This window comes from Caballeronia sp. LZ003 (assembly GCF_031451465.1).
GTDB lineage: Bacteria > Pseudomonadota > Gammaproteobacteria > Burkholderiales > Burkholderiaceae > Caballeronia.
The window spans coordinates 156,944-174,199 of record NZ_JARUXJ010000003.1 but is presented as its reverse complement, the minus strand read 5'-3'; the positions used below and the strand labels follow the sequence as shown (position 1 = coordinate 174,199).

The following is a 17,256-nucleotide window of genomic DNA, read 5'->3' as shown; positions in this document are numbered from 1 at the left end:
CGTCGTCACGCGGCTTGCGCCCGCACAGCGCGGGCGCGTCGCTTAACCGTTATGCTTGCAAAAAAGAACGCTGTGACAACGGAGGACGACATCTCATGCTGACAATCTGGGGCCGGGCCAACTCGGTCAACGTACACAAAGTGCTATGGTGCTGCGACGAACTCGGGCTCGCTTACGAGCGCATCGACGCGGGGCTGCAATTCGGGCGCAACAACGAACCCGACTATCTCGCGATGAATCCGACCGGCCGCGTCCCCACGCTCGTCGACGACGATTTCGTGTTGTGGGAATCGAATTCCATCATTCGCTATCTCGCGATGCAGTACGGGCAGAATCAGGCGCTCTATCCGGCGGACCCGAAGGTGCGAGCGAGCGTGGACCGCTGGCTGGACTGGGCGCTTTCCACGCTGCAACCCGCCGAGCGGCCCGTGTTCTGGGGCTATGTGCGCACGCCCGCAGCCGAGCGCGACCCCGCCCAACTCGATACCGCCGCGCGCGAAGTCGAGAAACTCTGGCGCATGGTCGACGCGCATCTCGAAGGGCGCGAGTATTTCGAAGGCAGTACCTTCACACTCGCGGATATCGTCATCGCGGCGTATGCGCGGCGCTGGTTCGGAATCGCGGAACTTGCGCGTCCGACGCTGCCGGAGCTCGAACGCTGGTATGGACAACAGGCTTCGCGCGACGGCTTCCGGCGCCATGTCTCGGCGCCGCTGACCTGAACTTCCACCCGGCATTGAAGCATCGACATGACTATCGAACTGCATACCTGGAATACGCCCAACGGACGCAAGATCAGCGTCGCGCTGGAAGAAATGCAACTGCCCTACTCCGTGAAAACGGTGAACATCTCGAAGGGCGAGCAACACGCGCCGGCTTTTTTGCGCATCAGCCCGAACAACCGGATTCCGGCGATTATCGATCCCGACGGCCCGGACGGACAGCCGATCAGCGTGTTCGAATCCGGCGCGATTCTGCTTTACCTCGGCGAGAAGACGGGCCGGTTCTTGCCCGCGAGTCTGCGCGATCGCGTACCGGTGCTCGAATGGCTCATGTGGCAAATGGGCGGCTTCGGACCCATGCCGGGACAAGTGCATCATTTTCGCGCCGTGGAAGCGGAAGCCGACCGGCGCTATGGCCTCAAACGCTATTCGGACGAAACGCGCCGGCTCTACGGCGTGCTCGACAGACGGCTCGCGCAAGTGGAATTCGTCGCGGGCGCGTTGTCGGTGGCGGATTTCGCCATTCTTGGCTGGGCGTGGCGGCACGAGCGTCATCAGGTTTCACTCGACGACTATCCGAACGTCAAGCGCTGGTACGACACGCTATTCGCGCGCGAAGGCGTGAAGCGCGGCTTCGAGATCAAGCTCGACGACAATTAAGGCACATGTAATATTGGGAGCCTCGAGCAGAATAAAACAGCACGCCGCCACGGAGGAGACGACCATGACAGCCGGCCAATACGACGAAGGGCTTCCCAAGACCGCCGCCAACTACGCGGTGCTCACGCCGCTGATGTTCATCGAGCGCGCCGCGACGGTGTATCCGACGCGGCCGGCCGTCGTGCATGGCGACGTGCGCCGCAACTGGAGCGAGACTTACGCGCGCACGCGGCGGCTTGCATCGGCGCTGATTTCGCGTGGCATCGGCTTGGGCGATACGGTCGCCGCCATGCTGCCGAACACGCCCGAAATGGTCGAAGCGCACTTTGGCGTGCCAATGACGGGCGCAGTGCTCAACACGCTGAACACGCGGCTCGATGCAGCGACGCTTGCCTTCATGCTCACGCATGGCGAGGCAAAAGCAGTGATCGTCGATCGTGAGTTTTCCGGCGTGATGCGCGAGGCGCTGAAGAGCGTGCCGCAACCCGTGCTCGTCATCGACGTGAACGATCCGCAGTACACCGGCGCGGGGGAAAGCATCGGCGAGATCGATTACGAAAGCCTGCTGGCAAGCGGTGACCCCGCCTGCGAATGGTCGCCGCCATCGGACGAATGGAACGCCATCTGCCTGAATTACACCTCGGGCACGACGGGCAATCCGAAGGGCGTGGTCTATCACCATCGCGGCGCCTACACCAACGCGCTCAGCAATATCCTCGAATGGGACATGCCGAAGCACGCGGTGTACTTGTGGACGCTGCCCATGTTCCATTGCAACGGCTGGTGTTTTCCGTGGACGGTCGCGGCGCGCGCGGGCGTGAACGTGTGTCTGCGCCGTATCGATGCAAAGACAGTCTTCGATCTCATTCGCCGCGAAGGCGTCACGCATTATTGCGGCGCGCCGATCGTGCAGAACTTGCTCGTGAATGCGCCCGACGAACTGAAGACGGGCATCGCGCACAGGGTCCACGCCATGGTCGCGGGGGCCGCGCCGCCCGCCGCGATGATCGAAGGCATGGAGCGCCTGGGCTTCGAACTCACGCATGTCTACGGGCTCACCGAAGTCTACGGTCCCGCGACCGTCTGCGCGCGGCAGGCCGAGTGGAGCGAACTCGACATCGGCGAGCGTGCGCGGCTAAATGCACGGCAAGGCGTGCGCTATCACTTGCAGGATGCGGTGAGCGTGCGCGATTCCCTCACCATGGAGCCCGTTCCCGCGGATGGCGAGACCATCGGCGAGATCATGTTTCGCGGCAACATCGCGATGAAGGGTTATCTCAAGAACGTGCCCGCCACCGAGGAAGCGTTTCGCGGCGGCTGGTTCCATACGGGCGATCTGGCGGTCGCTTATCCGGATGGCTACGTGCGTATCAAGGACCGCAGCAAGGACATCATCATCTCCGGCGGCGAGAACATATCGAGCATCGAAGTGGAAGACGTGTTGTACCGGCATCCGGCGGTGCTGGCGGTCGCCGTCGTTGCGAAGCCCGATGCGCGCTGGGGTGAAACGCCTTGCGCGTTCGTCGAATTGAAGGCGGGCGCCGAGGTCGGCGCGGAAGAACTGATCGCGCATTGCAGGAAGCATCTGGCGGGCTTCAAGGTGCCGCGCGCCATCGAATTCTGCGAGTTGCCGAAGACATCGACCGGCAAGATACAGAAGTTCGAGTTGCGCAAGCGCGCGGGCTCGGTTGCGGCAATCGACGTTTGATGGAGACAACGCGATGAACGAAGCGCTCGTGATGTCCGAACCCGATGCCTACGGCGTCGAAGGCGCGGTCAGGCTCACGCTGAACCGGCCCGAAGCGTTCAACGCGCTTTCCGAAGCCATGCTCGATGCACTCGAACGCGAGTTGCAGGACATCGCGCAATCGCAGGCGCGCGTGGTCGTGCTTGGCGGCGCGGGCCGTGCGTTCTGCGCCGGGCACGACTTGAAGGAGATGCGCGCGGCGCCGTCGCTCGATTACTACCGAGCGCTTTTCGAGCGCTGCTCGCGCATGATGCTGACCATTCAGCAAATGCCGCAGCCGGTAATCGCGCGCGTGCACGGCATTGCAACGGCGGCGGGTTGTCAGCTCGTTGCAATGTGCGATCTCGCGGTGGCATCGAGCGAGGCGCGCTTCGCGGTATCGGGCGTGAATCTGGGGCTATTCTGCGCGACGCCGAGCGTGGCGTTGTCGCGCAACGTGTCGCGCAAGGAAGCGTTCGAAATGCTCGTGACGGGCGATTTCATCGACGCGCACACGGCTCTGGAACGCGGGCTCGTGAATCGGGTTGCCTCACCGGATGCGCTCGATGAAGCGGTAGGCGCGCTTGCAAAGAGCATCGCGAAGAAGCCACGCGCGGCGGTTGCGGCGGGAAAGCGGCTGTTTTACCGGCAGATCGAGACGGGTATCGAAGACGCGTACGCGCTTGCATCCGAGACGATGGCCTGCAACATGATGGACGGCGACGCGCTCGAAGGCACGCAGGCGTTTATCGAAAAACGTCCGGCGCGCTGGAGCAACGAGTAATGCTCAGCCCGCGTGCTCCACGGGATGCTGTTCGAGCCACGCGTTTTCCGCATCGTCGTAAAGCCGGGAGCGCGTGAGAAAGCGCAGACCCGAAGGCCGTTCCAGCGAAAACATGCCGCCGTTGCCCGGCACGCAATCGATGATCAACTGGGTGTGCTGCCAGTACTCGAACTGCGATTCGCTCATGTAGAACGGCACGCCGCCAATCTCGCCGAGCTTTACGTCCGAGCCGCCGACCATGAACTCGTTGGTGGGAAAGCACATCGGTGCGCTGCCGTCGCAGCATCCGCCGGACTGATGAAACAGAATCTCGCCGTGTTCCGCCTTGAGCTTGCCGATCAGTTCGATGGCCGCGGGCGTCGCGATCACGCGCTCTATTACCTGTTCGCTCATGATGTCCCCGTTATTCGTTCGAAGCGGAACCGCCGCGTGAGCGGCGGCCCCGTTTTACAGCCGATGGATCAGAAGAAGCCGAGCGGCTTGTCGCTATAGCTGACGAGCAGGTTCTTCGTCTGCTGATAGTGATCGAGCATCATCTTGTGATTCTCGCGTCCGATACCCGATTGCTTGTAGCCGCCGAACGCCGCGTGCGCCGGATACGCGTGATAGCAATTGGTCCACACGCGTCCCGCCTGAATGCCACGGCCAAAGCGATACGCACGCGTGCCATCGCGCGTCCACACGCCCGCGCCGAGACCGTACAGCGTGTCGTTGGCGATTTCGAGCGCTTCCTCTTCGTTCTTGAAGGTCGTCACCGAGACCACCGGCCCGAAGATTTCCTCCTGGAAGATGCGCATCTTGTTGTGACCACGGAACACGGTCGGCTTGATGTAGTAGCCTTTTTCGAGCTCGCCGCCCAGCGCGTTACGCTCGCCGCCAGTCAGGCATTCGGCGCCTTCCTGCTTGCCCAGATCAATGTACGAGAGAATCTTTTCGAGCTGTTCCTGCGATGCCTGCGCGCCGATCATCGTCTTGCTGTCGAGCGGATGGCCTTGCGTGATCGCTTCCACGCGCTTGAGGGCACGTTCGATGAAGCGGTCGTAGATCGATTCCTCGATCAACACGCGCGACGGGCACGTACACACTTCGCCCTGATTCAGCGCGAACATGGCGAAGCCTTCGAGCGCCTTGTCGAAGAAACTGTCGTCGGCGTTGAGGACATCGGCGAAGAAAATGTTCGGGCTCTTGCCGCCCAGTTCCAGCGTCACCGGAATCAGATTCTGACTCGCGTATTGCATGATGAGCCGGCCCGTGGTCGTCTCGCCCGTGAACGCAATCTTCGAGATGCGCTTGTTCGATGCGAGCGGCTTGCCCGCTTCCAGCCCGAAGCCGTTCACCACGTTGACGATGCCCGGCGGCAGCAGGTCTTCGATCAGTTCGAGCAGAACGAGGATCGATGCCGGCGTCTGCTCGGCGGGCTTGAGCACGACGCAATTGCCCGCTGCGAGCGCGGGCGCGAGCTTCCACACGGCCATCAGAATGGGGAAGTTCCACGGAATGATCTGCCCGACCACGCCTAGCGGCTCGTGGAAGTGATAGGCGACTGTGTCGTCGTCGATCTGCGAGATCGAGCCTTCCTGCGCGCGCACGGCGCTCGCGAAATAGCGGAAGTGATCGATGGCGAGCGGGATGTCGGCCGCCATGGTCTCACGCAACGGCTTGCCGTTATCGATGCTTTCCGCCACCGCGATACGCTGCAGATTCGCTTCCATGCGATCCGCGATCTTCAGGAGCAGGTTCGCGCGCTCGGTCGCCGAAGTCTTGCCCCATGCGGTCTTGGCGGCATGGGCGGCGTCGAGAGCTGCTTCGATATCGGCTTCGCGCGATCGGGGAATCGAGGTGAAGGCCTCACCCGTGATCGGCGAAATATTGTCGAAATACTCTCCCCCCGCGGGCGGCGTCCACTTGCCGCCGATGAAGTTTCCATACTGCTTCTTGTACGGGTAATCGGTACTCAGGAACTGCATCTCCGCATGGTTCATCTGTGTGCTCCTCGCATGTCGACATGGTTGGCCGGCGCAATGTCGATAGCTGTCGCCGGCGGCTTACATCTGCGAGTTCCGTGCCATTCGGGGTATACGCGGAACGACGCTTATGGCGCTTGATGAAGCGCGTGGCGGACCGCGAGGCGCGTTGTCCATTTTCGGAACACTTGTCGTGCCCTGTAGCGATGCGGCACAACCCGAGTCAGGACAAACGCTTATGGCACGGGGATTCATATTGCCAAGCGCATCGCGCTTGTCTAACGTCACGTCCATCCTTACTGAATGTTTCCATAAGGCTTGGAGCACATTTTGCGTGGGGTGAATTTAAGTAAAAGCAGAAGCGCGTACATGGCTTATCGATACGTGCAAAGGAGACCACAATGAACAGTACGATCAATCCAGGGCCTGCGCCGCACGGCCCACATGGTTTTTTTTCGAAGGAAGCGACCATCGCGCGGCCCGGCTTCTCACGCTGGATGGTGCCGCCCGCCGCGCTCGCGGTCCACTTGTGTATTGGCCAGGCTTACGCGTTCTCGGTGTTCAACGCGCCGCTCACGCGTGTGATCGGCATTACGCAGACCGCGCCCGATGACTGGTCGCTCACGACACTCGGCTGGATATTTTCACTGGCCATCGTGTTCCTGGGACTGTCGGCGGCATTCGCGGGCAAGTGGCTCGAAAAGGTCGGCCCGCGCCGCACCATGTTCACGGCCGCTTGCTGCTTCGGCGGCGGCTTTCTCGTGTCGGCGCTCGGCGTGTCGCTGCATCAGATCTGGCTGCTGTATCTCGGCTATGGCGTGATCGGCGGAATCGGGCTGGGGCTGGGTTATGTATCGCCGGTATCGACGTTGATCCGCTGGTTTCCGGACCGGCGCGGCATGGCAACGGGCATGGCGATCATGGGCTTCGGCGGCGGCGCGATGATCGCTGCGCCCGGCTCGGTCGCCTTGATGAACCACTTCAAGAGCGCGACGAGTGTCGGCGTGACCGAGACCTTCGTCGTGCTCGGCGTGCTGTATTTCATCTCGATGACCATTGGCGCGCTCGCGATTCGCGTCCCGCCCGCCGATTGGAAACCGGCAGGCTGGACCCCGCCCGCGACGTCGAACAAGATGATCACGAAGAGCCACGTGCATATCGATCAAGCGCTCAAGACGCCGCAGTTTTATCTGCTGTGGCTCGTGCTGTTCCTGAACGTGACGGCGGGCATCGGCGTGCTCGGGCAGGCTTCGGTGATGATTCAGGAAAGCTTCAAGACATCGATCACGGCGGGCGCTGCGGCGGGCTTCGTCGGCTTGCTGTCGCTCTTCAACATGGGCGGGCGTTTCGTGTGGGCGTCGGCGTCGGACTGGCTCGGGCGCAAGAACACGTACTTCGTGTTCTTCGCGCTCGGCGCCGTGCTGTACTTTCTCGTGCCGCAGTTCGCGCAGTCAGGGAACATCGCGCTTTTCGTCGCGGCTTACGGCGTGATCCTGTCGATGTACGGCGGCGGATTCGCGACCATTCCGGCGTATCTCGCGGACATGTTCGGCACGGCCTTTGTCGGCGGCATTCACGGACGGCTCTTGACCGCGTGGGCGGCGGCGGGCATTGCGGGACCGGTGCTTGTCAACTACATCCGCGCGTACGAAGTGGCGCATGGTGTCGCGAAAGCAGATGCCTACACGATGACGCTGCACATCATGGCAGTGCTGCTCGTGATCGGCTTTATCTGCAACCTGCTCGTGAAGCGGGTGGATGAAAGCCATCACATGAGAACTGCTGGCTAAGAGGAGAGAGACGATGGATGATCGACAAGCAGGTGCGCCCGCGAACAAGGGCTTGATGCTGGTGTTTTGGCTGTATGTGCTGATTCCGCTCGCGTGGGGGGTGACGAACACGTTGACGCAGGCGGGGAAGTTGTTTCATTGATTGGATTGATTGAGGCGGCGCCGGACGCTTGGTTACGTCGGGCGCGTCGCCTCTCGTCGTGGCTTCGTTCCCTCAATGCCCCCGCGCCTCAAGCCGTTTCAAACCGCGCCGCGCCAGCGTGCTCATGAACAAGCTTCCGCAAACGAGTGCGGCAACGTAAAAACCGGCCATCATCCATTCAGCTTCACTCACAGTCGTTCTCCTTGCAAAAAAATCGCGGCGTTTGCAACCGCGCATTGATACGTTTGCGAACCCTTCTGGCCTGATTTACGGCACGAACGCGCAAAGGTTTAGCGTCGAGTGAAATACCTGGCGTTGCGCTCGCGTTAAGAGAAAATGCAAAGAAAATGAGCCCGTGATCCGACCGGTCGTTCGAATTGCAGTCGCGTTGAAAGCTGCCTGCAACGCATTGGGCGTATCGTGCTGAAAATTCTTACGTGTGCCGCGTCCACCTCAAACAAAATGAAACTGACCCGCCGAAAATTCGTCTTGATGAGCGCCGGAGCAAGCGCCTCTCTCTGGCTCATTCGCGCCGATGCCGCAGCCGCGCATCTAAACGAGACCGATCCCGCGGCCGCGGCAGTCGGCTACAGGGAAGACGCCGCGAAAGTGGATAGGACGAAGTACCCCAACTTCGCAGCCGAGCAGTCGTGCGGCAACTGCTCGCTCTTTCAAGGCAAATCCACCGATGCATGGGGCGGCTGCACGCTCTTCGGCGACAAACTCGTGGCAGGCAAAGGCTGGTGCGCCTCCTACACGAATATGTGAGCCAGCCGCCCGGTCAACGTACCGAATACCCCGCGAAGCGCCAGCTATTGTCCGGATCGAGAATGAAAGTGACGATCTCGCGTGACGACTTCTGCGCCTGACTGAATTGCGTATCGAACGTGACGGTGATGTACGAGCCCGCAGGCATGTTGCCCGTGCCATCGAAACGAAGGTGCCTGACACCCATCGGCATACGCATGCCGGCCGCACCGAGCGCGGCGCGATCATTCGTGACCTTCTTCACGAAGTCGTCGCGCGTAATGACTTTCCGGGCCAGCGGCGAGGAAAGATCCCAGATATCGCCCGCCTTGTTTTCATCGACCATCTTCACGATAGTCGACGCCACTTGCGCGATATCCTGATCTTGCTTGTCGAGTTGCGCCTGCTGCTCGCGGGTAAGCGCGTGCGGCGCTTGAGCGGTCTGCGGTGCTTGTTGTGCCTGCTGCGCCTGGCACGCCCCGGCAAACGATATCAGCGAAACAACGAAGAGAACTAGTTTGAAGCTTGCTTTCATCGGGCGGGCCGTGGTGCGTGTTTCATGGAAGAGATTGTATCGCGCGGTTTCGTCACGATAATAAGAGATACTGAGTTTCTAAATTTCAAACCCGCACGCAAATAAAAGGAGGGTGACTGAAACTCGAGTCACCCTGGATCTGCGACGACGCTGGTTACTTCACAATCTCTCCGTTGCGCGTCACGTCCAACGCAGTTGCGGCCATGTACGTGGCAAGCACGCTGTCGCCAACCTTGAGCTTGTCGAGCGAGACATCCGGCGATACCTTCATGGTCACCACCCGCTTCGGACCCGCAAGCGTGACTTCACGCGTCTGCGGATCGATCTTCTGCACCACGGCCACCACCTGCACGCCCGACGTCGATACCACCACGCCCTCCGATGCCGGCGATGTCTGGCTCGCGCTCACCCGCGAACGCACGCCTTTCGGGTCGACCTTGTCCGCGGACATCAACACCGCGCCGTGGTACTGGATGTGCAGCTCATCGCCTACCTTCAGCTTCTTCACATCCGCAATCGACGGATCGACAGCGATGACCTCTTTGTCACCTCGCGCGCCCTGAATCTCCACGCTGTTGGTATCGGCGAAAACATGTGTGATCTTGGCCGTTGCCTCGACGACAGCCGCATCGGCAATAGCCGGGCTTGCGTTCACTGCCGTAGCCGCGCCTGACTGAGCCTTGTCGTTGGCATGAGCGAAAGGCGCGCCAAGAAGAAGCGCGCTCATCGCGATGGATGTGGAAACGAGTCGAACGAAACAAGAACTGCGTTGTTGCATGCTTTGCTCCAGACAAAAATCCAGGCCACCATGACCCGAACAAAACCGTATCGTCGTTTCCGACAAAAGGCGCACGCGCTTCAATTGATCGCGCGACGTAATCGCATGCTTTGAATTTAAAGTCCTGAGGGTTGCTAAGCAAGCCGGAAACGCCTCATCTTTAAGCAGGTTTGAAACATTTGGTAGAAGTGCGTATGAAAAGAGATGGTCGATGGCTGCCGGACCGCAAACACATCACGCAAAATGAATTCGACGCGCCCCCTTCCTTTCTCAAAGCTTACGAAAACCCGTCGTAAATTATTTATTTTCTTAGTCCGTCAAGGCGTAATGTTCTGTTGTTGCAGAGGCGCGCAGGCGTTCTCCCGTGCGCACCCGAAGACCCACCATCGGAGCACACTCGATGAGTACCGCCTTTCCCGCTTCACATGCGGCCGAACAAAGCGCCACGTCCAATATGTCGGGCCGACGCGCCATCGTCGTCTCGACCATCGGCAATGCGCTCGAATGGTTCGACTTCATGGTCTACGGCTTTTTCGCCGTCATCATCGCGAAGTTGTATTTTCCGGCAACCAATCCGACCATCTCGCTGCTTGCCACTTGGGCGACGTTCGGCGTGGGTTTTCTTACGCGGCCGCTCGGCGGCATCGTGCTTGGCGCCGTCGCCGATCGCGTCGGGCGCAAGTCCGCGCTCACGCTGACCATTTCGTTGATGGCGGTCGGTATCGCGATCATCGCCTTCGCGCCGACTTATGCGGCAATCGGCGTGGCCGCGCCCCTGCTCATGCTGCTCGGCCGCCTGATACAAGGCTTTTCCGCCGGCGGCGAAGTCGGCTGCGCGACGGCGTTTCTCGTCGAATACGCGCCCTCGAACCGGCGCGGTTATTTCGGCAGTTTCCAGATGGTCGCGCAAGCGGCTGCGAGTCTGTGCGGTTCGCTCTTTGGCGCGGTGCTTACACGCACGCTTTCGCCGGAACATCTCACTAGCTGGGGTTGGCGCGTGCCGTTCGTGCTCGGACTGATGATCGTGCCCGTGGGGCTCTATTTACGCTCGAAGCTCGATGAATCGCCGGTGTTCGTCGAAAAAGCGCAAAAGAACGAGCTCTCGGCGCGGCCTATCCGCGATACCGCCACCAAGCACTGGATGCCCGTGCTCGCGGGCTTCGGGCTGACGGTTTTCGGCACCATCGGCACATACATCTTTCTGCTGTATCTGCCGACGCATGCAACGCGCGTACTGCATCTCGCGCTCACCGACGGTCTCATCAGTTCGAGCATCGGCGCGCTGGTGTATCTCGTCTGCTGCCCAATTTCCGGCAAGCTGTCCGACCGCGTGGGCCGCAAGAAGCTGATGACGGGCGCGCTCGTGCTGTCGCTCGTCACGGCGTATCCGATCTTCGCTGTGCTGACCGCGCATCCGAGCCTGCCGATGCTGATCGCCTGCCAGGCGGTGCTCATGATGTATCTCGGCATCTACCAGGGCTGCTATCCGGCGTTCATCTCGGAGTTGCTGCCATCGAGCGTGCGTTCGACGGGCATTTCGGTGAGCTACAACGTCGCGGTAATGATCTTCGGCGGCTTTGCACCCGCCATCGTGCAATGGCTGACGATGACCACCGGCGACGCGCTCTCCATCTGCTATTACGTGATGTTCGGCAGCGCGGTCGCGCTGGCGACCATCCTGCCGCTGCGCGACCGCTACAGCGACGCGCTGCGCTAAGTGCCGGTGCTTAGTGCCAAGCGCGGCCACGAACCCGACCAACGGCCGCTCATTTCGGGTATCTTCATGGCACGCCACGCGGACGCACTTGCCGGAGACGTCCACGCATGCGGATCGCAGCCAGACCGGCGCGCGCCTCAAGCCGCTCAAGGCCGCGCGAGGCTAGTAAAGCCGCTTAAGTCAGGCTTAAGAATGCGCCCCTAAGCTCTAATCTGACCGATCCACCCCTCCTTCTGGCCGCGTAAGCGGCCAATTTTTTTGGACCGACGCAATGCAATTGATCGTGCGCCTGCTCGTGATCGTCGTACTGCTGGTTGTGTTTTGCACGGCCGGCGCATTCGGCCTCTCCGTGATCGCGCGTATCTTCATGCCTCATTGAAGCCGGCGCGCATCGAATCGGGCAATTCGATTCGAGCCAGTTCATCGCGTTTCGCTGTCGCCAACGCCAGCCAGCGCCGGGCCTCTCGCAGAATCGTTCAACCGAATAGCACGCGTGTGCCTTCGGGCACGCTTCGTGCGGCCAACGCTTTCGAAACTCAAGCGCGGCCGGCCTTCACGTGCTCCTTCTGTAATGACCGGACCGCTGCCTATACTGGCTGAGTGTCGTCCTGGCGTCATCGTTCCTGCTTCGCCGCTCGCGTACGCGCTGTTCGAACGTCCTGCCGCATCGCGCAGACCCTCGCCGCGTCGCCATCCTGCGCCGCTTTCACGAGCGCGCATCGACACACTCTCGCCGCATCCCGTTGCACTTCCAGGCACTGCTGTCATACCCAGGAGAACGCTCGATGCAACATCCAGTCCCCCAATCCACGAACGAACGAGACAGGGCCAAGCGCGCCGCGACGCGCGTCCCTGGCGCCGACGTCGCCTCGCAGCCGCAAATGCAAATGCAGGCCGCGCAAGCCACCGCCGACGTGCTCGCGCCGCCGCCAGCAAAAACCGGCGACGCTAGCGTCAGCTTCAATCTCACCGTCAACGGCCAGAGCCACACTCTTTCGCTCGATCCGCGCACGACGCTGCTCGATGCGTTGCGCGAACATCTGCATCTCACCGGCACGAAGAAGGGCTGCGATCACGGTCAGTGCGGCGCATGCACGGTGCATGTGAACGGCCGCCGCGTGAACGCGTGCCTGTGTCTTGCCGCCGCGCACGACGGCGACGCCGTGACGACCATCGAAGGCATCGGCGAAGTCGAGGACATGCATCCGTTGCAGGCCGCGTTCGTCGAATGCGACGGCTATCAGTGCGGCTACTGTACGGCCGGTCAACTCATGTCGGCGGTGGCGCTGCTCGACGAACCCGTCGGCACGAGCGACGACGACGTGCGCGAAGCGATGAGCGGCAACCTGTGCCGCTGCGGCGCGTATCAGAACATCGTCATGGCGATCCAGTCCGTGCGCGGCAACAAGGCTTAAGGAGAGCGCCATGGAAATGTTCACGCTTTCCCGCGCGCGCGACTTGCGCGACGCGATTGCGGCGGGCGCGTCGGCGCATACCGCGCAGCAAGGCGCCGAAGTGCGCTTTCTCGCGGGCGGCACGACGCTGCTCGACCTGATGAAGCTCAATGTCGAAAAGCCCTTGCGGATTATCGATATCAGCCGTCTGCCGCTCGATCATATCGATGCCACCGATGACGGCGGCATGCGCATCGGCGCGACCGCGCGTAATTCGGACCTCGCGCACCATCCGCTCATCAAGGAGCGCTATCCGGTGTTGTCGCAGGCGGTGCTCGCGGGCGCGTCCGTCCAGTTGCGCAACATGGCGACGACGGCCGGCAATCTGCTGCAACGCACGCGCTGTGTCTATTTCCGCGATACGGCTTCGCCCTGCAACAAGCGCGAGCCTGGCAGCGGCTGTTCGGCGATTCATGGCTTCAATCGCACGCAGGCGATTCTCGGCACGAGCGACACGTGCATTGCGAGCAATCCGTCGGACATGAACGTGGCGCTCGCCGCGCTCGAAGCGACCATCCACGTCGAAGGCGCGAAGGGCCAGCGCGCGATTCCCATCGACGCGTTCTACGTCCTGCCCGGCGACACGCCCGAGCGCGAGAACGTGCTCGAAGCCGGCGATCTCGTCACGCACGTCAGCCTGCCCGCGCCGGTGGCAGGCGCGCGTTCGGTGTACCTGAAGTTGCGCGACCGGGCGTCGTATGAATTCGCGCTGGCGTCGGCGGCGATTGTCGTCGGTGTGAAGGACGGGCGTATCGCGCATGTGCGCGTGGGACTCGGCGGCGTGGCGACGAAACCGTGGCGCTCGCGCGAAGCCGAACAGGTTCTGCAAGACGCCACGCCCGACGAAGCGAGTTTTCGCCGCGCCGCCGATGCCGCCCTCGCCGATGCGAAACCGCAAAGCGAAAACGGCTTCAAGGTGGAACTGGCGAAGCGCTGCATCGTGCAGGCGTTGAAACTTGCCACCCAGGCATCCTGACACCGACCGAGGAACCCGCCCATGTCCACCGCACCCGACACCACGTCGTCCTTCATTGGACGACCCCAGTCGCGTATAGACGGACCGCTGAAGGTTTGCGGCCGCGCGACTTACACCTCAGACGTCGATCTGCCCGGCATGCTGGTTGCCGTGCCGGTTGGCAGCACCATCGCGAGCGGCAGGATCACATCGCTCGAATTCGCCGCCGCGCAGGCCATGCCCGGCGTGAAGCTGATTCTGCATCGCGGCAATATCGGCAAGTTGTATCGCATTCCCGGCAATTCGTTCGAAGACGGTTATACCGATGAACAACGTCCGCCCTTCGAAGACGACGTGATCCGCTATTACGGCCAATACGTCGCGTGCGTGATTGCCGAAACCTTCGAAACAGCGAGCGCGGCGGCGGCCGCGATCAAGGTGAGCTACGACGTCACGCCGCACGACGTCAGCTCGGCCTTGACCGCCGCCGAAGAGCCGAAGGTCGCGAGCGAGCGCGGCGATGCCGCGAGTGCTTTCGACGAAGCGCCCGTGAAAATCGACGAGACCTACGTGACGCCCGTCGAGACGCACAATCCGATCGAACTGCATTCGACCATCGCGCACTGGAACGGCGACAGCTACACGTTCTACGAGACGAGCCAGGCGGTGTCGAACCATCGCGGCACGCTCGTGCAGATGCTCGGCGTGCCGAAAGAGAAAGTGCGCGTGATCTCGCGCTACCTCGGCTCGGGTTTCGGCGGCAAGCTGTGGATGTGGCCGCATTCCCTGCTCGCGGCGGTCGCGACGAAGCAGACCGGGCATCCGGTCAAGCTCGTGCTGAGCCGCAAGATGATGTTCCAGAACGTGGGACATCGGCCGACGACGCAACAGCGCGTGCGGCTCGCGGCCACGCAAGACGGCAAGCTCGTGTCGCTGCGGCATGATTTTCTAAACCACGCCGCGCTCGCCGACGAATACGCCGAAGACTGCGGCGAAGCCACGCCGCAGATGTACAGCACGGCCAATTTGCGCGTGACGGGCGGCGTCGCGAAGCGCAACGTCGGTTCGCCCACGTCGATGCGCGGTCCAGGCGCGGTGCCCGGTCTCTACGCACTCGAATCGGCGATGGATGAACTCGCGGTCGCCTTGAAGATCGATCCGGTGGAATTGCGGCTGCGTAACGAACCCACCGTCGATGAAAGCAGCGGCTTGCCGTTCTCGTCACGGCATCTCGTCGAATGTCTCAAGACTGGCGCGGAGAAATTCGGCTGGGCGAAGCGCACGCCCGAGGTCGGGTCCATGAAGCGCGATGGCTTGACGCTCGGTTGGGGCGTCGGCGCATGCAGTTGGCCTGGCTTGCGCTTCTCGGCGGAAGCGGCGGTCGATCTGCGCGCGGACGGCACGGCGCGGGTTGCGTGCGGCACGCAGGATATCGGCACCGGCACGTACACGATCCTTGCGCAGCTGGTGGCCGAGCACACGGGCATTGCGCTACGCAAGATCGAAGTCGGTCTCGGCGATACGGCCTTGCCCATCGGTCCCATTTCCGGCGGCTCGGCGGCGACGGCATCCGTGATTCCGGCGGTGTCGGATGCCGTGCGCGCGGCGGTGAAGATCGTGCTCACACGTGCATCGCAGGCGGAAGGATCGCCGTTCGCGGGCGCGAAGCCGGACGATCTCGCGTTGAGTGGCGCACGCGTGCATCGCAAGAACGAATCGGCGGAAAGCGGCGTGCCTTATACGCGGATTCTCGAGTTGTCGAACATGCATGCGGCATCGGGGAGCGGCAGCGCAAAAGGCGGCTTCGACGATCCACTCAAGAAGAAGTGGTCGATTCACTCGTACGGCGCGCATTTCGCCGAAGTGACCTGGGACGCGGCGACGGCGCGCTTGCGCGTGAGCCGCGTGGTGACGGTGATCGACGGCGGCAAGATTCTCAATCCGCGCGCGGGACGCAATCAGGTGGAAGGCGCGGTGGTGATGGGCGTCGGCATGGCGCTCTTCGAGCATACGATTTACGACGAGCGCAGCGGCGCGCCGATCAACAGCAATTTCGCGGATTACGTCGTCGCCACCAACGCGGATACGCCGAAGCTCGACGTTACCTTCCTCGATCATCCGGACACCATCTTCAACGAACTCGGCGCACGCGGGATCGCGGAGATCGGGCTTGCCGGGATCGCGGCGGCGATCACGGGCGCGGTCTATCACGCAACCGGCGTGCGGGTGAGAAAGCTGCCGGTGATGATCGAGGACTTGCTGGAAGCGGCTATGTGAGTCGATGCACGGTGAGGCCCGGTCTTTCGAGACCGGGCCTTTTCCTTGGCCTTCGATCGGAGGAAAACAAGCAGGCCGTACAATCGATGAAGTGACTCCTGCCCGAAAACTCTAAACGTCCAATCTTCAAACGTGCCCTCGATCCGCCCCGACAATCTTTCCGACGACGAACTCAACCATCTCGACGACTTCCTCGCATCCGTTGGTCCGAACGCGATGAACGTCGAGATGGTCGATGGCTTCTTCGCTGCCCTGGCGTGTTGCCCGGACCTCATCAAGTCCAGCGAATGGTTTCCTGAAATCTGGAACACCGATTTCGAGTTCGATAGCGAACGGCAGGCAACCGAAATCACCGGATTGCTGATACGCCACTGGAATGTCGTCGTGGGCGAACTGGCGCGCACGCTCGATAGTTCGCATCATTACGAGCCTGTGCTCGAAGAAGACGAGAGCGGCGTGGCGAACGCGAACGACTGGGCGCATGGCTTCATCCGTGGCGTCGGCATGCGTGCCGAAAGCTGGAGCAGCCTGCTCAGGGACGACACGCGCGCGCGTTTGCTGGCTCCCGTGCTGGCCTTGCATCACGAACACGACGACAACCGCACCTTGCAGTCGCTTTCCATCGAAAACGAAACGCGCGATGGACTGATCGGCCAGATGTGCGAGAACCTGAGCACGATCTACCGGTTCTTCGAGCCGCAGCGAAAGGCGCGGGCAGCCGGTCTCTCTCCCATGCCATTGAAGCGGCTGGAGCCGAAAGTCGGACGCAACGACCCGTGCCCGTGCGGCAGCGGCCGCAAGTACAAGCAGTGCTGCGGCGGCAATCTTCCAACGCTGCACTGATGCGCGGGCCAATCGTCTTCCGGCGCCGTTGCGTACGCACCGGAAGGCGTTCCGTATGAAGCCCGCAGCGCCCACGCTTGCCGTTTCGAACAGCGACCCGCCGTCAATCCGCGCTACCATATTGCCCAGCCCGCCCAAAAACCCCTGAAGCATCGTTCAGCC

Annotated in this window: 16 protein-coding genes; 12 read left to right on the top strand and 4 right to left on the bottom strand. The window is 61.9% G+C overall.

Translation table 11 applies throughout. The annotated features are described in order from the left end of the window. The first annotated feature begins 95 nt into the window (after window positions 1-95). The 4 genes from QCE79_RS18875 to QCE79_RS18860 all read left to right on the top strand — a co-directional run bounded on the left by QCE79_RS18875 (window position 96) and on the right by QCE79_RS18860 (window position 3,892). Window positions 96-722: a glutathione S-transferase family protein gene (locus tag QCE79_RS18875; protein WP_309846850.1), complete on the top strand. Its 627-nt coding sequence runs from the start codon at window positions 96-98 to the stop codon at window positions 720-722. 27 nt (window positions 723-749) lie between these two features. After that, on the top strand, window positions 750-1,382 hold the full coding sequence (locus QCE79_RS18870) for a glutathione S-transferase family protein (protein WP_250469204.1): 633 nt from the start codon (window positions 750-752) through the stop codon (window positions 1,380-1,382). A 64-nt stretch (window positions 1,383-1,446) separates the two neighbouring features. After that, window positions 1,447-3,090 (top strand): acyl-CoA synthetase, encoded by a 1,644-nt coding sequence (locus tag QCE79_RS18865; protein WP_309846846.1) that lies wholly within the window; start codon window positions 1,447-1,449, stop codon window positions 3,088-3,090. A gap of 13 nt (window positions 3,091-3,103) precedes the next feature. Continuing rightward, window positions 3,104-3,892 (top strand): enoyl-CoA hydratase, encoded by a 789-nt coding sequence (locus QCE79_RS18860; protein ID WP_309846843.1) that lies wholly within the window; start codon window positions 3,104-3,106, stop codon window positions 3,890-3,892. Between the two features lie 3 nt (window positions 3,893-3,895). Here QCE79_RS18860 and QCE79_RS18855 read toward each other — a convergent pair whose 3' ends face one another. Beyond that, entirely contained in the window at window positions 3,896-4,285 is a 390-nt protein-coding gene (locus tag QCE79_RS18855; protein WP_244830944.1) for a DUF779 domain-containing protein, read from the bottom strand. A 68-nt stretch (window positions 4,286-4,353) separates the two neighbouring features. Beyond that, entirely contained in the window at window positions 4,354-5,874 is a 1,521-nt protein-coding gene (adh, locus tag QCE79_RS18850; protein ID WP_244830945.1) for an aldehyde dehydrogenase, read from the bottom strand. Between the two features lie 383 nt (window positions 5,875-6,257). Here adh and QCE79_RS18845 point away from each other — a divergent pair, with 383 nt between their 5' ends. The 3 genes from QCE79_RS18845 (at window position 6,258) to QCE79_RS18835 (ending at window position 8,556) form a co-directional block, all read left to right on the top strand. Further along, the gene (locus QCE79_RS18845) at window positions 6,258-7,646 is read left to right on the top strand and encodes an OFA family MFS transporter (RefSeq protein WP_309846837.1); all 1,389 of its coding nucleotides are present in this window, start codon (window positions 6,258-6,260) and stop codon (window positions 7,644-7,646) included. A gap of 13 nt (window positions 7,647-7,659) precedes the next feature. After that, window positions 7,660-7,788: an oxalate:formate antiporter gene (locus QCE79_RS18840; RefSeq protein ID WP_244830947.1), complete on the top strand. Its 129-nt coding sequence runs from the start codon at window positions 7,660-7,662 to the stop codon at window positions 7,786-7,788. 462 nt (window positions 7,789-8,250) lie between these two features. After that, entirely contained in the window at window positions 8,251-8,556 is a 306-nt protein-coding gene (locus QCE79_RS18835; RefSeq protein ID WP_250510949.1) for a high-potential iron-sulfur protein, read from the top strand. 13 nt (window positions 8,557-8,569) lie between these two features. On the opposite strand, the gene QCE79_RS18830 is transcribed toward QCE79_RS18835, so the two are convergent. After that, entirely contained in the window at window positions 8,570-9,070 is a 501-nt protein-coding gene (locus QCE79_RS18830; protein ID WP_309846833.1) for a DUF4019 domain-containing protein, read from the bottom strand. Between the two features lie 154 nt (window positions 9,071-9,224). Continuing rightward, window positions 9,225-9,848: a hypothetical protein gene (locus tag QCE79_RS18825; RefSeq protein WP_309846831.1), complete on the bottom strand. Its 624-nt coding sequence runs from the start codon at window positions 9,846-9,848 to the stop codon at window positions 9,225-9,227. A 400-nt stretch (window positions 9,849-10,248) separates the two neighbouring features. Here QCE79_RS18825 and QCE79_RS18820 point away from each other — a divergent pair, with 400 nt between their 5' ends. The 5 genes from QCE79_RS18820 to QCE79_RS18800 all read left to right on the top strand — a co-directional run bounded on the left by QCE79_RS18820 (window position 10,249) and on the right by QCE79_RS18800 (window position 17,094). Continuing rightward, a complete protein-coding gene (locus QCE79_RS18820) occupies window positions 10,249-11,565 on the top strand; it encodes an MFS transporter (protein WP_244830951.1) in 1,317 nt (438 codons plus the stop codon). 785 nt (window positions 11,566-12,350) lie between these two features. Next, on the top strand, window positions 12,351-12,980 hold the full coding sequence (locus tag QCE79_RS18815; protein WP_404989384.1) for a (2Fe-2S)-binding protein: 630 nt from the start codon (window positions 12,351-12,353) through the stop codon (window positions 12,978-12,980). A 10-nt stretch (window positions 12,981-12,990) separates the two neighbouring features. Continuing rightward, window positions 12,991-13,995, top strand: coding sequence for a xanthine dehydrogenase family protein subunit M (locus tag QCE79_RS18810; RefSeq protein WP_284507852.1), 1,005 nt, complete (start codon window positions 12,991-12,993; stop codon window positions 13,993-13,995). Between the two features lie 21 nt (window positions 13,996-14,016). Next, window positions 14,017-16,251 carry a xanthine dehydrogenase family protein molybdopterin-binding subunit gene (locus tag QCE79_RS18805; RefSeq protein WP_309846826.1) on the top strand — a complete coding sequence of 745 codons (2,235 nt, stop codon included), beginning with the start codon at window positions 14,017-14,019 and terminating at the stop codon, window positions 16,249-16,251. 132 nt (window positions 16,252-16,383) lie between these two features. Then, window positions 16,384-17,094, top strand: a complete 711-nt coding sequence (locus tag QCE79_RS18800) for a UPF0149 family protein (protein WP_309846822.1) — start codon at window positions 16,384-16,386, stop codon at window positions 17,092-17,094. Window positions 17,095-17,256 lie beyond the last annotated feature (162 nt).

What these genes read in the sequence shown, in the direction of transcription:
- QCE79_RS18875 (WP_309846850.1), top strand. Translation starts at nt 96, where the DNA reads ATGCTGACAATCTGGGGCCGGGCCAACTCGGTCAACGTACACAAAGTG.
- QCE79_RS18870 (WP_250469204.1), top strand. Translation starts at nt 750, where the DNA reads ATGACTATCGAACTGCATACCTGGAATACGCCCAACGGACGCAAGATC.
- QCE79_RS18865 (WP_309846846.1), top strand. Translation starts at nt 1,447, where the DNA reads ATGACAGCCGGCCAATACGACGAAGGGCTTCCCAAGACCGCCGCCAAC.
- QCE79_RS18860 (WP_309846843.1), top strand. Translation starts at nt 3,104, where the DNA reads ATGAACGAAGCGCTCGTGATGTCCGAACCCGATGCCTACGGCGTCGAA.
- QCE79_RS18855 (WP_244830944.1), bottom strand. Translation starts at nt 4,285, where the DNA reads ATGAGCGAACAGGTAATAGAGCGCGTGATCGCGACGCCCGCGGCCATC.
- adh (WP_244830945.1), bottom strand. Translation starts at nt 5,874, where the DNA reads ATGAACCATGCGGAGATGCAGTTCCTGAGTACCGATTACCCGTACAAG.
- QCE79_RS18845 (WP_309846837.1), top strand. Translation starts at nt 6,258, where the DNA reads ATGAACAGTACGATCAATCCAGGGCCTGCGCCGCACGGCCCACATGGT.
- QCE79_RS18840 (WP_244830947.1), top strand. Translation starts at nt 7,660, where the DNA reads ATGGATGATCGACAAGCAGGTGCGCCCGCGAACAAGGGCTTGATGCTG.
- QCE79_RS18835 (WP_250510949.1), top strand. Translation starts at nt 8,251, where the DNA reads ATGAAACTGACCCGCCGAAAATTCGTCTTGATGAGCGCCGGAGCAAGC.
- QCE79_RS18830 (WP_309846833.1), bottom strand. Translation starts at nt 9,070, where the DNA reads ATGAAAGCAAGCTTCAAACTAGTTCTCTTCGTTGTTTCGCTGATATCG.
- QCE79_RS18825 (WP_309846831.1), bottom strand. Translation starts at nt 9,848, where the DNA reads ATGCAACAACGCAGTTCTTGTTTCGTTCGACTCGTTTCCACATCCATC.
- QCE79_RS18820 (WP_244830951.1), top strand. Translation starts at nt 10,249, where the DNA reads ATGAGTACCGCCTTTCCCGCTTCACATGCGGCCGAACAAAGCGCCACG.
- QCE79_RS18815 (WP_404989384.1), top strand. Translation starts at nt 12,351, where the DNA reads ATGCAACATCCAGTCCCCCAATCCACGAACGAACGAGACAGGGCCAAG.
- QCE79_RS18810 (WP_284507852.1), top strand. Translation starts at nt 12,991, where the DNA reads ATGGAAATGTTCACGCTTTCCCGCGCGCGCGACTTGCGCGACGCGATT.
- QCE79_RS18805 (WP_309846826.1), top strand. Translation starts at nt 14,017, where the DNA reads ATGTCCACCGCACCCGACACCACGTCGTCCTTCATTGGACGACCCCAG.